The sequence below is a fragment of the Bradyrhizobium sp. A11 genome (genome assembly GCF_042077125.1).
GTDB lineage: Bacteria > Pseudomonadota > Alphaproteobacteria > Rhizobiales > Xanthobacteraceae > Bradyrhizobium > Bradyrhizobium japonicum_B.
The window spans coordinates 545015-558160 of the sequence record NZ_CP149509.1 but is presented as its reverse complement, the minus strand read 5'-3'; the positions used below and the strand labels follow the sequence as shown (position 1 = coordinate 558160).

Genomic DNA, 13146 nt, shown 5'->3' with positions numbered 1-13146 from the left:
CCGTCATGCCCGGGCTTGTCCCGGGCATCCACGACCTTTCTTCTCGTGGCAAAGACGTGGATGGCCGGGTCAAGCCCGGCCATGACGACGCGAGAGAGCGTCATCCACATCGCTCCCGCCTCACCCGCTTCCTGATGACGCTGCCGGCCGCGGCCGTCTCGTTCTTCTTCTCCTCCGCCCCCGCCTTCGCCGATCTCAAGATCTGCAACCGCATGTCCTATGTGGTCGAGGCCGCGATCGGCATCGACGACAAGGCGGCGACCGCGACGCGCGGCTGGTTCAGGATCGATCCCGCTACCTGCCGCGTCGTTGTGCAGGGCACGCTGACCGCCGACCGCATCCTGCTCAACGCCCGCGCGCTCGGCGTCTATGGCGCCTCCCCGATCCCGCAGAGCGGCCGCGACATGCTCTGCGTCGCCCAGGACAATTTCGTCATCGCGGCGGCCCGGCAATGCCGCACCGGCCAGGCCCAGGCCGCGTTCACGCAAGTGACGCCGACGCAAGGCGCGGACGGCCACCTCGTCGCCTACCTCGCCGAGGATTCCGAATATGACGACGAGCAGGCGCGGCTTGCCGGCATCCAACGGCTGCTGGTGATCGCAGGCTATGACGCCGCGCCGATCGACGGCGTCGACGGGCCGAAGACCCAAGCGGCGCTGGCCGCGTTCCTGAAGAGCCGCGGCCTGTCGTCGGACATCGTGGGCTCGCCGAGCTTCTTCAAGACCATGGTCGATGCGGTGCAGACGCCGTCTGCGGCCGGCCTCACTTGGTGCAACGACACGCCGCACAAGGTGATGGCGGCGATCGCGACCGACGACGGCAAGTCCGTGACCAGCCGCGGCTGGTATCGCATCGATCCCAAGACCTGCCTGCACCCCGACGTATCAGGCCAGCCGAAACAGATCTTCAGCTTCGCGGAAGCCGTCGACGCCGACAACCGCACCGTCAAGCTGAAGGACAGGCCGCTGAACTGGGGCGGCGACCGGCAGCTGTGCACGCGCGAGACCAAGTTCGAGACCAATGAGCAGACCGATTGCGGCGCGCGCGGATTTTCGGCAACGGGCTTTGGTGCGGTCGACATGTCCAGCGGCGGCAAGACGCTGCGCTTCGCGGTGCCGTGATGGTGATGATGATGAGGGTAGCGCGACAAACTCCGCTGTCGTCCCCGCGAACGCGGGGACCCATAACCACATGGAGAAGTCGTGGCCCGAAGTGGCAACTCCGGGTCTTCGCCAAACCACTCCCTGGGGTTATGGGTCCCGGATCTGCGCTTCGCTTGTCCGGGGTGACAGCGGAGAGCGGGACAGCGCGCGCGTCAACGGATACAGACCTGCAATGACCTCCCCCCGCACCTTCGACCACGTCGACACCTGGGTGTTCGACCTCGACAACACGCTCTATCCGCATCACGTCAATCTGTGGCAGCAGGTCGATGCGCGGATCGGGGAGTTCGTGTGCAACTGGCTGAATGTCGGCCCGGAGGAAGCACGCAACATCCAGAAAGACTATTACCGGCGCTTCGGCACCACCATGCGCGGCATGATGACCCTGCATGGCGTTTCCGCCGACGACTATCTCGCCTACGTCCACAAGATCGACCACTCGCCGCTGGAGCCGAACCCCGCGCTCGGCGAAGCCATCGCAAGATTGTCCGGGCGCAAGCTGATCCTGACCAACGGCTCGGTCGACCATGTCGATGCGGTGCTGGCGCGACTCGGCTTCGCCGGCCATTTCGACGGCGTGTTCGACATCATCGCCGCCGAGTTCGAGCCGAAGCCGGCGGCGCAGACATATCGGAAATTCCTCTCCGACCATTCGGTCGATCCGACCCGCGCCGCCATGTTCGAGGACCTCGCCCGCAACCTCACCGTCCCGCACGCACTCGGCATGACCACGGTGCTGGTGGTGCCGGACGGCACGAAAGAGGTGGTGCGCGAGGACTGGGAACTGGAGGGGCGGGACGCCGTCCATGTCGACTACGTCACGGATGATCTGGCGGAGTTCTTGGGCGGACTGTCCCACCCCAAGTAGCCGTCATACCCCGCGAAGGCGGGGTATCCAGTAGTCACCGCCATCTCGATTCATCACGACGGCCACGGCGTACTGGATCACCCGCTTTCGCGGGTGATGACACCGAACCAAGCTTGACTCCGCCCCGCCAAATCCCGAAAAAGCGCCTCAATCCATCAAAATTCCCGTTTCCCAGAGGAAATCCCGATGTCCCTGTCCGCCCTCGAATCCACCATCAACAGCGCCTTCGACGCGCGTGACGGCATTTCGACCTCGACCAAGGGCGAGGTGCGCGAGGCCGTGGATCAGGCGCTGGAGACCTTGGACAAGGGTGAGGCGCGCGTTGCCGAGCGCGGCGCCGACGGCAAGTGGAAGGTCAATCAATGGCTGAAGAAGGCGGTGCTGCTCTCGTTCCGCCTCAACGACATGGGCGTCATCAATGGCGGCCCGGGCAAGGCGACCTGGTGGGACAAGGTGCCCTCGAAGTTCGAGGGCTGGGGCGAGAACCGTTTTCGCGATGCCGGCTTCCGCGCGGTGCCGGGCGCCGTGGTGCGCCGCTCGGCCTTCATCGCCAAGAACGTCGTCCTGATGCCGTCCTTCGTCAATCTCGGCGCCTATGTCGATGAGAGCACCATGGTCGACACTTGGGCCACCGTCGGCTCCTGCGCGCAGATCGGCAAGCGCGTGCACATCTCCGGCGGCGCCGGCATCGGCGGCGTGCTCGAGCCGCTGCAGGCCGAGCCCGTGATCATCGAGGACGATTGCTTCATCGGCGCGCGTAGCGAGGTCGCCGAGGGCGTGATCGTGCGCAAGGGCGCGGTGCTGTCGATGGGCGTGTTCCTGGGCGCCTCGACCAAGATCGTCGACCGCGAGACCGGCGAGGTCTTCATGGGCGAAGTCCCCGAATATTCGGTGGTGGTGCCCGGCGCCCTGCCCGGCAAGCCGATGAAGAACGGCCAGATCGGCCCCAGCACCGCCTGCGCCGTGATCGTCAAGCGCGTCGACGAGCGCACGCGCTCCAAGACCAGCATCAACGAGCTGCTGCGGGATTGATCCGACGCGCATGACCGATGCTCTCTCCATCGCCCGCGATCTCATCCGCTGCCCCTCGGTAACGCCGGCCGACGCCGGTGCACTCGGAGTGCTCGAAAGAGCCCTCGGCGCCGCCGGCTTCACCTGCCATCGGGTGACCTTCAGCGAGGAAGGCACCGCCGACGTCGACAATCTCTATGCACGGATCGGCACCGAAGCTCCGCACATCACCTTTGCCGGCCACACCGACGTGGTGCCGCCGGGCGACGAGAGCGCCTGGAGTGTCGGTGCGTTCTCCGGCGAGGTGAAGGACGGCGTCCTGCACGGCCGCGGTGCGGTCGACATGAAGGGCGGCATCGCCTGCTCGGTCGCGGCGGTGCTGGAGCATCTCGCCGCCAACGGCGGCAAGCCGCGTGCCGACGGCAAGGGCTCGATCTCGTTCCTGATCACCGGCGACGAGGAAGACGTCTCCATCAACGGCACCATCAAGCTGCTCAAATGGGCCGCCGAACGCGGCGAGACGTTCGACCATTGCGTGCTCGGCGAGCCCTCCAATGTCGAGACGCTCGGCGACACCATCAAGGTCGGCCGCCGCGGCTCGCAATCCGGCACGCTCGTCGTCGACGGCGTGCAGGGCCACGTCGCCTACCCGCATCGCGCCTCCAATCCGGTGCCGGACATTTCGCGGCTGATCGTGGCGATCTCCGACGAGCCGCTCGACCATGGCAGTGCACAGTTCCAGGCCTCCAATCTCGAATTCGTCTCGGTCGACGTCGGCAACAAGGCCTTCAACGTCATCCCCGGCGAGGCCCGCGCCAGGTTCAACATCCGCTATAACGACAACCACACCCAGGCGAGCTTGCGCGAGCTGGTGGAGACGCGCCTCGCCAAGGCCTGCGGCAACCGCATCAAGGCCCGCATCGTCTGGGAGCCCTCGAACTCCAACGTGTTCGTGACCAAGCCAGGGCCGTTCACCGATCTCGCCGTCGCCGCGATCGCGGAGGTGACCGGGCGCAAGCCGGAGCTGTCGACGTCGGGCGGCACGTCGGACGCGCGCTTCATCTCGAGCTATTGCCCGGTGATCGAGTTCGGGCTGGTGGGGCAGACCATGCACCAGATCGACGAGCGCGTGCCGGTTGCCGATCTGGAGAAGCTGACGAAGGTGTATCGCGGAATCCTGACAAGGTATTTTGGGTAGGGCTCTTCTCCCTCGCCCCGTTCTTACGGGGAGAGGGTTGGGGTGAGGGGCCGCCTCCGCAAGGACGGTGATAGTTGGACTCGCGGAGAGTCCCCCTCACCCGGAATTTGCTTCGCAAATTCCGGCCTCTCCCCGCAGGCGGGGAGAGGCGAAGAAGAGATCAATAATCCACCTTCATCAAATACAGCCCCTCCGGCGGCGCGACGATGCCGCAGGCGGCGCGGTTGCGGGCGGCGAGGGCGGCAGACAGATCGTCCGCGCTCCAGCGGCCCTCGCCGACCCAGACCAAAGACCCCACCATCGAGCGGACCTGGCTGTGCAGGAACGAGCGCGCCGAGGTGACGATGGTGATCTCGCGGCCACAGCGCGTGACGTCGAGCTGGTCGAGTGTCTTCTCCGGCGATTTGGCCTGGCACTCGGTATCGCGGAAGGTGGTGAAATCGTGCTTGCCGAGCAGGCGCTGGGCTGCCGCGTGCATCGCCTCGGCATCGAGCTTGCGCGGCACGCGCCAGGCGTGGCCGGCGTCGAGCGCGAGATTGGCGCGGGTGTTGATGACGCGATAGCGGTAGTGCCGCTTCACCGCCGAGAAGCGCGCCTCGAAGCTGTCGGGCACGATCTCGGCCTCCAACACCGCAATCGGATGCGGGCGCAGATGCGCGTTGAGCCCGTCGCGAAAACGGCCCGGCGGAAACTGCTTGTCGACGTCGACATGCGCGACCTGGCCGCGCGCGTGCACGCCGGCATCGGTGCGGCCGGCGCCATGCACCCGCAGATCCGACCCCGTCATCGCCTTCACGGCCGCTTCCAGCGCACCCTGCACCGAGGGCAGCGTGTCCTGCACCTGCCAGCCGAAGAACGGCGCGCCGTCATATTCGATGGTGAGCTTGTAGCGGGGCATCTTATCCAGTTTCACTGTCATTGCCCGCGAAGGCAGGCAATCCAGTACTCCGCAGCCTATCCGTTCAGCCGAGAAGCCTCGGCGTACTGGATACCCCGCCTTAGCGGGGTATGACAGTGTCAGGTGAATTTGGCTCCCGCCTTCAACGGCGCGCCGCGCAGGAAGTCCGCGGCCTGCATCCGGCCCTTGCCCTCGCGCTGGAGCTCGACGATGCGGATCGCGCCCTCGCCGCAGGCGATGGTGAGTTGATCGTCGAGCACCGCGCCCGGCTCGCCCGCGCCTTGCGCCAGCTGACAGCGCAGGATCTTGATCCGTGCGTTCTCCAGCTCGGCCCAGGCGCCGGGAAACGGCGACAGGCCGTGAATGTGGCGCAGCACCTCGCGCGCCGGCTTGCGCCAGTCGATCCGCGCCTCGGCCTTGTCGATCTTGGCGGCATAGGTGACGCCGTCCTCGCTCTGCTTCCTGAGCTGGAGCCCGCCGCGATCGAGCGCGGCCATCGCCCGCACCATCAGATCGGCACCGAGACGCGAGAGCCGATCGTGCAGCTCCGCCGCCGTCATGTTGTCCGTGATCGCGAGCCGCTCGGCCATGGCGACGTCGCCGGTATCGAGACCGACATCCATCTTCATCACCATCACGCCGCTCTCGGCATCGCCGGCCATGATCGCGCGGTTGATCGGCGCCGCGCCGCGCCAGCGCGGCAGCAGCGAGGCATGCAGATTGTAGCAGCCGAGCTTCGGCGCATCGAGGATCGCCTGCGGCAGGATCATGCCGTAGGCGACAACGACGGCGGCATCCGCCTCGAACGCACTGAACTCATCGAGCGCCTCCTGGGTCTTCAGCGTCTTCGGCGTCAGCACGGGCACGCCGAGCTTTCGCGCGGCCTCCTCGACCGGGGTCGGCTGCAATTGCAGCCCGCGCCGCCCGCCCGGCTTCGGCGCACGGGTGTAGACCGCCACGATCTCGTGGCCATGCGCGACCAGCTCGAGCAGCGTCGGCACGGAGAAATCGGGCGTGCCCATGAAGATCAGGCGGAGGGGCATGTGACGAGACAATCCTCGAACAACGAGCAAGGTACTCGTCATGGCCGGGCTTGTCCCGGCCATCCACGTTCTTCCTGCTCGGAGCGGCAAAGAACGTGGATGCCCGGCACAAAGCCGGGCATGACGGCGGAGGACGTGGCCTACTCGCCGGCCCGCTTGGCGGCCTTCTCGAACTTCTTCATGACGCGGTCGCGCTTGAGCTTGGAGAGATAATCGACGAACAGCACGCCGTTGAGATGGTCGATCTCGTGCTGGATGCAGGTGGCGTAGAGGCCCTCGGCGTCCTCCTCGTGCACCTTGCCGTCGAGATCGGTGAAGCGCACGCGCACCTTCGCCGGGCGCTCGACCTCCTCGTAATATTCGGGGATCGAGAGGCAGCCTTCCTCGTAAGTCGACAGCTCCTCGGAGGCGGCGATGATCTCGGGGTTGATGAAGACGCGGGGCAGCGGCTTGGTCTCGCCGTTCTCGTCGCGCTTGGCGAGGTCCATGGTGATCAGCCGGAGCGGCTGCGCGACCTGGATCGCGGCGAGGCCGATGCCGGGCGCGTCGTACATGGTCTCGAACATGTCGTCGGCAAGCTTGCGGATCTCGGCCGTGACCTTTTCGATCGGCTTGGAGACCAGGCGCAGCTGCTTGTCGGGCAGGATGATGATTTCTCTGAGGGCCATGGCCGCGATTTAAGCCCCATGCCCGATGCGGTCAATGCAGCCAGGAACCGTGTTAACCCCTCGCTAACCATAAAACTTCAGGTTTCGTTAACCATAAAAATTAACGGAGCATTCACCATAGATGTTCGCTATTCGTTCGTATGCCCGGGCGAATCGGCTAGAAGGGTCGGCATGAACGACATCATTTTCATGCTCGGCGACTGGCCGGTGCGCGTCGTGGACGCGCTGATCGGCTTCGGCGCCCTGGTTCTCATCCTGCTGGTGGTGATTGCGGTCGTGATCGCGCGGTCCGGGCGGCGCGGCGCGGAACTCGCCATGGCGCACGCGATCCGGGCCGACGAGCTCGAGGAGCGTCTGAGCGAGGTGCTGCGGGCCCAGAGCGAATCCTCCGGCCGGGTCGACGCCATGACCCAGGCGCTGGCCGGCCGCCAGGCCGAGATGGCACGCGCGGTCAACGAGCGGCTGGATTCGGTGACGCATCGTGTCGGCCAGTCCATGGAACATTCGACCCGCAACACCATGGAGAGCCTGCGCGCGCTGCACGAGCGGCTCGGCATCATCGACAGCGCGCACAAGAATCTCACCGACCTCACCACCCAAGTGACCACCTTGCGCGACGTGCTCTCCAACAAGCAGTCGCGCGGCGCCTTCGGTCAGGCGCGGATGGAGGCGATCGTCCAGGACGGTCTCCCCAAAGGCTCCTACGAGTTCCAGTTCACGCTCTCGACCGGCAAGAGGCCGGACTGCGTCGTGTTCCTGCCCGACCAGCGCCCGCTCTGCATCGACGCCAAATTTCCGCTGGAGGCGATGACGGCACTGCACGATGCCCGCACCGACGAGGAGAAGCGCCTCGCCACGCAGCGGCTGCGCGGCGACGTGATGAAGCATGTCAGCGACATCGCCGAAAAATATCTCGTCGCCGGCGAGACCCAGGAGATGGCGCTGATGTTCGTGCCGTCGGAATCGGTCTACGCCGAAATCCATGACGGTTTCGACGACGTGATTCAGAAGGCCTATCGCGCCCGCGTCGTGCTGGTCTCGCCCTCGCTTCTGATGCTTGCGATCCAGGTGATGCAGCAGATCATGAAGGATGCGCGCATGCGCGATGCCGCCGACCAGATCCGCACCGAGGTGATCAAGCTCGGCGACGATCTCGGCCGGCTGCGCGACCGCGTGCTGAAGCTGCAGAAGCATTTCGCCGACGTGAACGAGGACGTCCGCCAGGTGCTGATCTCCGCCGACAAGATCGAGAAGCGCGCGGGACGCATCGAGGAGCTCGATTTCAGCAAGAGCGACGCCCCGGAGGGACCGCGGCTGGTGGCGACGGCCGCAGGCGAGCTGTTTCCGCGCAAGCTCCAGGCGGGGGAGTGAGATTATGTCGTCATGGCCGGGTTTGTCCCGGCCATCCACGGCTTTCCGGCGACACTAGAACGTGGATGCCCGGGACAAGCCCGGGCATGACGAGCTTTGTGGCAGAGGCAGCGCCCCCAGAATCTGCTAACACCACCCCATGACTGCACCCGACGCGACTTCGCCCGCTGCCGCTCCTGCAACCTCCTGGCGCGACAGCCTTGCCGTTTACCTGCAGCCGCGGGTGCTGATCGTGCTGTTTCTCGGCTTCTCCTCAGGGCTGCCGCTGGCGCTGTCGGGCTCGACGCTGCTGGTGTGGATGGCCGAGGCGGGGGTCGATCTCGGAACGATCGGGCTGTTTGCACTGGTTGGAACGCCGTACACGCTCAAGTTCCTCTGGGCGCCTCTGGTCGATGCCCTGCATGTCCCGTTCTTCACGCGCAGCTTCGGCCGCCGGCGTGGATGGCTGGTGTTCTCGCAATTGCTGCTGATCGGCGCGATCCTGCTGCTGGCACTGACCGATCCGGCGCGCTCGCCGCTGTTCGTCGCGCTTGGTGCGCTCTTGGTTGCGACGATGTCCGCGACGCAGGACATCGTGGTCGACGCCTTCCGCGTCGAGAGCCTGCCCGAAAGCGAGCAGGCCGCCGGCATGGCGGCCTATGTCGCCGCCTATCGCATCGGCATGCTGATATCGACCGCGGGCGCCTTGTTCATCGTCACCGGCTTCGAAGCGATCGTCCCCCGTGGCGCCGCCTGGATGTGGGGCTATGTGGTGATGGCGGCGCTGGTGCTGATCGGCACGGCGACGGCCCTGGCCGCCACCGAGCCCGCACAATCCGGACGCGCCGAAGCCGCCACGCGGGACGAGGACGCGCTCACGCGGGTGTTCCATGCGGCGCTGGGCGCGTTCTCGGAATTCCTGCGACGCAAGGAAGCATGGGTCGTGCTCGCCTTCGTCGTGCTGTTCAAGTTCACCGACGCGTTTTCCGGCAACATGACCGTGCCGTTCGTGATCGACATCGGCTTCACGCGGAACGACTATGCCGTGATCGTCAAGGGCGTCGGCATCGTGGCGACCTTGGCCGGCGGCTTTGCCGGCGGCTTCGTGGCCCGGCGCTATTCGCTGGCCACGAGCCTGTGGATCGGCGGCATCGTCCAGGCGATGTCCAACCTGTCATTCTCATGGCTGGCGCTGGTCGGCGTCAATGAATGGGCGCTGACCCTCGCCATCACCTCGGATAATTTCTGCAACGCCATCGGCACCGTGATCTTCGTCGCCTATCTGTCGGCGCTGTGCCAGAACCCGCTGCATACCGCGACCCAGTATGCGCTGCTGACGGCGCTCGCCGCCGTGGGACGCACCTATTTATCGTCGGGTGCGGGCTATCTGGCGAAGGCGACGGGCTGGCCGATGTTCTTCGCGATCTCCGTCCTCGTCGCCATTCCGAGCCTGATGCTGCTGGCGTGGCTGCAGAAGCGTGGGCATTTCGAAACGTTGGAGCAGGTGCGGGTGTAACCCTCACGTCTCTCTTTCGTCATTGCGAGCGAAGCGAAGCAATCCAGACTGTCACCGCAGAGGCAGTCTGGATTGCTTCGTCACAAGAGTTCCTCGCAATGACGGCAGAGAGAGCGCGGTGCGCATCGCCGCCCTACTGCTTCTTGATGATGCTCCACTTCGTGATCACGGCTTCGCTCATCTGGCCGGCATCGCTGGCGCAGGCGATCTCGTCGACCTTGACCGAGATTTCCTTGCCGACGAACGATTTCAGCTGCGTGGCCTGCGCGTCGCTGGAGGTGACGAGCTGGAAGGTCTCGGGGCCGGTCTCGAGATTGCACAGCCCGTTCGGCGCCGGCAGGCGACGCGGCTCGGAGGTGATCTGATACATCGGGACCCGCTTGCCGTTCTTGCCGTCGCGCACCTTCATGGCGTTCAGCTCGCCCGACAGCACGTCGCCATTGTTGATCGGCTTGCCGGGCTTCGACGGCGGCGGGGCCTCGTCACCCGGCTGCGCGGAGATGGCCGGGGTCACCAGCATCGCCATCGTCGCAACCAAAGCCAATCGTGTGGCGAAAAGTTTCGTCATGTCGTCCGTTCCGTGATCTGTGAATGACTAGAACAGGGTGCGCTGCCGCATCGCTGCCGATAGCGTACCTTCGTCGAGATAATCAAGCTCGCCGCCGACGGGAACTCCATGGGCGAGCCGCGTCACCTTCACATTGGCGTCCTGAAGCAGGTCGGTGATGTAGTGCGCCGTGGTCTGACCGTCGACCGTCGCATTCAGCGCCAGGATGATCTCGTGCACCTGCGAATCATGGGCGCGCGCGACCAGCGCGTCGATGGTCAGATCCTGCGGGCCGACGCCGTCGAGCGGCGACAATGTCGCGCCCAGCACATGATAGCGCCCTTGAGTCGCATTGGCCCGCTCCAGCGCCCAGAGATCGGCGACGTCGGCGACGACGACGATGATGGCGGGATCGCGCTTCGGATCGGTGCAGACGGTGCAGGGATTTTGCGTGTCGATGTTGCCGCAGGTCTTGCAGACCTGGACCTTGTCCAGCGCCACCTGCATGGCCGAGGCCAGCGGCATCATCAACGCTTCGCGCTTCTTGATCAGATGCAGCGCCGCGCGCCGCGCCGAGCGCGGACCGAGGCCCGGCAGCCGTGCGAGCAGCTGGACCAGCCGCTCGATCTCGGGACCTGCAACAGCGCCCATATTACTGGCCGAACAACCCCGGCGGCAGGCCGAGCCCGCCGGTGAGAGCCTGCATCTTCTCCTGCATGGCGGCCTCCGCCTTGCGGCGCGCATCGCCCATGGCGGTGACGAGCAGGTCTTCCAGCACTTCGCGCTCTTCCGGCTTCATCAGCGAGGGATCGATCCTGACGCCCTTCACGTCCATCTTCGCGGTCATGCGCACGGCGACGAGACCGCCGCCGGAGATGCCCTCGACTTCCACGTTGGCGAGCTGCTCCTGCATCTCCTGCATCTTGGATTGCAGCTGCGCCGCCTGCTTCATCATGCCGAGAAAATCAGCCATCGGTGTCTGTCCTTGAAAAGCTCGGCTCAGAGATCGTCGCCGTCGGAACCGTCGGGCGGATCGTCACTGCCGTAGTCGGTGTTTATATCGGATTCCGGCGTCTCGGGGGCAAGTCTGCGGACCTCGACGACCTTGGCGCCGGGGAAACGCGACAGCACCTCCTGCACGCGCGGATCGGCCTCGGCGGTCCGCGCATGCTGCTGCTTGGCGGCCTGGTTCACCGAGCGCAGCGTCGGCTGGCCGGGCTCGTTGGAGACGACGATGGTCCAGCGCCGGCCGGTCCACAGCTCGAATTTCTTCGCAAGCTCCGAGATCATGGTCTTGGAGGCGTTCGGCTCGAGCGCGACTTCGAGCCGGCCCTCCTCGAAACGGACGAGGCGCATATCGCCTTCGAGCGCGCCCTTGGTGATGAGATCGCGCTTCTGCCCGGCCAGCGCAACGAGCTGGGTAAAGCTCGTGATGCGCAGTTGCGGTGCCGCCGCTTGCGGATCCGGTGCCGGCGCCGCCATCTGCGGCCGCGCTCCACCGCCCCCGAACGAAGGCGGCGACGAGGTCGGCATGCGAACCGGCGCCGCGGACGCCACCGGCGCGGCCGGCGCGCTGCTGCGCGCAGCACTGCCACCGCTCACGACCGGCGAGCCGCCGCCGTTCTGCTCCAGCATCCTGATGGCTTCATCGGGCGTCGGCAGGTCGGCGACATAGGCGATACGCACCAGCACCATCTCCGCGGCCGCCGCCGGCCGGGTCGCGGCCTGCACCTCGGTGATGCCCTTGAGCAGCATCTGCCACATCCGCGACAGCACGCGCATCGAGATCTTGGAGGCGAAATCCTTGGCGCGCACGCGCTCGGTCTCGCCGTAAGCGACGTTGTCGGCGGTCGCCGGCACGATCTTCACGCGGGTGACGAAATTGACGAATTCGGCGAGATCCGACAACACGACGATCGGATCGGCGCCGACGTCGTACTGGTCGCGGAACTCCTTGAAGGCAGCCGCGATGTCGCCGCGCGCCAGCGACTCGAACAGGTCGATGACGCGGGTGCGGTCGGCGAGCCCCAGCATTTGCCTGACCGCATCGGCCTTCACGGTGCCCGCCGCATGCGCGATCGCCTGGTCGAGCAGAGACAGCGAATCGCGCACGGAGCCCTCGGCAGCGCGGGCGATGATGCCGAGCGCCTCCGGCTCGATCTCGACGTTTTCCTTCGCGGCGATGTTGGCGAGGTGCTTCATCAGCACGTCGGCGTCGACGCGGCGCAGGTCGAAGCGCTGGCAGCGCGACAGCACGGTGACCGGAACCTTGCGGATCTCCGTCGTCGCAAACACGAATTTGGCGTGCTCCGGCGGCTCTTCCAGCGTCTTCAGGAAGGCGTTGAACGCCGCCGTCGACAGCATGTGGACTTCGTCGATGATGTAGACCTTGTAGCGGGCGCTGGCCGGGGCGTAGCGCACGCTGTCGTTGATCTGGCGGACGTCGTCGACGCCGGTGTGCGAGGCCGCGTCCATCTCCAGCACGTCCATGTGCCGGCTTTCCATGATCGCCTGGCAATGCACGCCCAGCGTCGGCATGTGGATGGTCGGGCCCTTCACCGAGCCATCCGGCATCTCGTAGTTGAGTGCGCGGGCCAAGATGCGCGCGGTGGTGGTCTTGCCGACACCGCGGACGCCGGTGAGGATCCAGGCCTGCGGAATCCGTCCGGTCTCGAACGCGTTGGAGACGGTGCGGACTACCGCCTCCTGGCCGATCAGATCGTCGAATGAGGACGGACGGTATTTGCGCGCCAGCACCCGGTAAGGCGCGTTGCCGGCCGGTCCGGCGCTATCGGGATTGGAAGGGGCGCCAGCGTCGGTCATCGGTCGATCCGCAATGATATGTCTCTTGGCCGGCTTTTGCGGAAAGGAGCGCGCTGGCGGC

General features: G+C 66.0%; 13 protein-coding genes. 6 read left to right on the top strand and 7 right to left on the bottom strand.

Features of this window, described 5'->3' with window-relative positions; all coding sequences use genetic code 11:
- Positions 1–134 precede the first annotated feature (134 nt).
- The 4 genes from WI560_RS02530 (at position 135) to dapE (ending at position 4240) form a co-directional block, all read left to right on the top strand.
- Entirely contained in the window at positions 135–1121 is a 987-nt protein-coding gene (locus tag WI560_RS02530) for a DUF1036 domain-containing protein (RefSeq protein WP_375308751.1), read from the top strand.
- Positions 1122–1335: 214 nt separating this feature from the next.
- Positions 1336–2031: a pyrimidine 5'-nucleotidase gene (locus WI560_RS02525; protein WP_375306766.1), complete on the top strand. Its 696-nt coding sequence runs from the start codon at positions 1336–1338 to the stop codon at positions 2029–2031.
- Positions 2032–2217: 186 nt separating this feature from the next.
- On the top strand, positions 2218–3063 hold the full coding sequence (dapD, locus tag WI560_RS02520; RefSeq protein ID WP_257178507.1) for a 2,3,4,5-tetrahydropyridine-2,6-dicarboxylate N-succinyltransferase: 846 nt from the start codon (positions 2218–2220) through the stop codon (positions 3061–3063).
- Between the two features lie 10 nt (positions 3064–3073).
- A complete protein-coding gene (gene dapE / locus WI560_RS02515) occupies positions 3074–4240 on the top strand; it encodes a succinyl-diaminopimelate desuccinylase (RefSeq protein WP_375306765.1) in 1167 nt (388 codons plus the stop codon).
- Positions 4241–4400: 160 nt separating this feature from the next.
- On the opposite strand, the gene truA is transcribed toward dapE, so the two are convergent.
- The 3 genes from truA to def form a co-directional block, all read right to left on the bottom strand.
- Positions 4401–5138, bottom strand: a complete 738-nt coding sequence (gene truA, locus WI560_RS02510; protein ID WP_375308750.1) for a tRNA pseudouridine(38-40) synthase TruA — start codon at positions 5136–5138, stop codon at positions 4401–4403.
- Positions 5139–5257: 119 nt separating this feature from the next.
- Positions 5258–6181 (bottom strand): methionyl-tRNA formyltransferase, encoded by a 924-nt coding sequence (fmt, locus tag WI560_RS02505; RefSeq protein WP_375306764.1) that lies wholly within the window; start codon positions 6179–6181, stop codon positions 5258–5260.
- Between the two features lie 140 nt (positions 6182–6321).
- Positions 6322–6849: a peptide deformylase gene (gene def / locus WI560_RS02500; protein WP_375306763.1), complete on the bottom strand. Its 528-nt coding sequence runs from the start codon at positions 6847–6849 to the stop codon at positions 6322–6324.
- Positions 6850–7020: 171 nt separating this feature from the next.
- Here def and WI560_RS02495 point away from each other — a divergent pair, with 171 nt between their 5' ends.
- Both WI560_RS02495 and WI560_RS02490 read left to right on the top strand, forming a co-directional pair.
- Positions 7021–8220 carry a DNA recombination protein RmuC gene (locus WI560_RS02495; RefSeq protein ID WP_375306762.1) on the top strand — a complete coding sequence of 400 codons (1200 nt, stop codon included), beginning with the start codon at positions 7021–7023 and terminating at the stop codon, positions 8218–8220.
- Between the two features lie 139 nt (positions 8221–8359).
- Entirely contained in the window at positions 8360–9715 is a 1356-nt protein-coding gene (locus WI560_RS02490) for an MFS transporter (RefSeq protein ID WP_375306761.1), read from the top strand.
- 133 nt (positions 9716–9848) lie between these two features.
- Here the strand turns inward: WI560_RS02490 and WI560_RS02485 are convergent, their stop codons facing one another.
- From WI560_RS02485 to WI560_RS02470, 4 genes are read right to left on the bottom strand one after another with little or no spacing between them, the layout of a single operon-like run.
- Complete coding sequence (locus WI560_RS02485) at positions 9849–10283, bottom strand: hypothetical protein (RefSeq protein ID WP_028138897.1); 435 nt, start codon at positions 10281–10283, stop codon at positions 9849–9851.
- A gap of 27 nt (positions 10284–10310) precedes the next feature.
- Positions 10311–10913, bottom strand: coding sequence for a recombination mediator RecR (gene recR, locus WI560_RS02480; RefSeq protein WP_028138898.1), 603 nt, complete (start codon positions 10911–10913; stop codon positions 10311–10313).
- Between the two features lies 1 nt (position 10914).
- The gene (locus WI560_RS02475; RefSeq protein WP_375306760.1) at positions 10915–11235 is read right to left on the bottom strand and encodes a YbaB/EbfC family nucleoid-associated protein; all 321 of its coding nucleotides are present in this window, start codon (positions 11233–11235) and stop codon (positions 10915–10917) included.
- A 26-nt stretch (positions 11236–11261) separates the two neighbouring features.
- Positions 11262–13085 carry a DNA polymerase III subunit gamma/tau gene (locus WI560_RS02470; RefSeq protein WP_375306759.1) on the bottom strand — a complete coding sequence of 608 codons (1824 nt, stop codon included), beginning with the start codon at positions 13083–13085 and terminating at the stop codon, positions 11262–11264.
- Positions 13086–13146 lie beyond the last annotated feature (61 nt).

Bases quoted from the DNA above. Each gene is read 5' to 3' on its own strand.
- WI560_RS02530 (WP_375308751.1), top strand. From the start codon at position 135: ATGACGCTGCCGGCCGCGGCCGTCTCGTTCTTCTTCTCCTCCGCCCCC.
- WI560_RS02525 (WP_375306766.1), top strand. From the start codon at position 1,336: ATGACCTCCCCCCGCACCTTCGACCACGTCGACACCTGGGTGTTCGAC.
- dapD (WP_257178507.1), top strand. From the start codon at position 2,218: ATGTCCCTGTCCGCCCTCGAATCCACCATCAACAGCGCCTTCGACGCG.
- dapE (WP_375306765.1), top strand. From the start codon at position 3,074: ATGACCGATGCTCTCTCCATCGCCCGCGATCTCATCCGCTGCCCCTCG.
- truA (WP_375308750.1), bottom strand. From the start codon at position 5,138: ATGCCCCGCTACAAGCTCACCATCGAATATGACGGCGCGCCGTTCTTC.
- fmt (WP_375306764.1), bottom strand. From the start codon at position 6,181: ATGCCCCTCCGCCTGATCTTCATGGGCACGCCCGATTTCTCCGTGCCG.
- def (WP_375306763.1), bottom strand. From the start codon at position 6,849: ATGGCCCTCAGAGAAATCATCATCCTGCCCGACAAGCAGCTGCGCCTG.
- WI560_RS02495 (WP_375306762.1), top strand. From the start codon at position 7,021: ATGAACGACATCATTTTCATGCTCGGCGACTGGCCGGTGCGCGTCGTG.
- WI560_RS02490 (WP_375306761.1), top strand. From the start codon at position 8,360: ATGACTGCACCCGACGCGACTTCGCCCGCTGCCGCTCCTGCAACCTCC.
- WI560_RS02485 (WP_028138897.1), bottom strand. From the start codon at position 10,283: ATGACGAAACTTTTCGCCACACGATTGGCTTTGGTTGCGACGATGGCG.
- recR (WP_028138898.1), bottom strand. From the start codon at position 10,913: ATGGGCGCTGTTGCAGGTCCCGAGATCGAGCGGCTGGTCCAGCTGCTC.
- WI560_RS02475 (WP_375306760.1), bottom strand. From the start codon at position 11,235: ATGGCTGATTTTCTCGGCATGATGAAGCAGGCGGCGCAGCTGCAATCC.
- WI560_RS02470 (WP_375306759.1), bottom strand. From the start codon at position 13,085: ATGACCGACGCTGGCGCCCCTTCCAATCCCGATAGCGCCGGACCGGCC.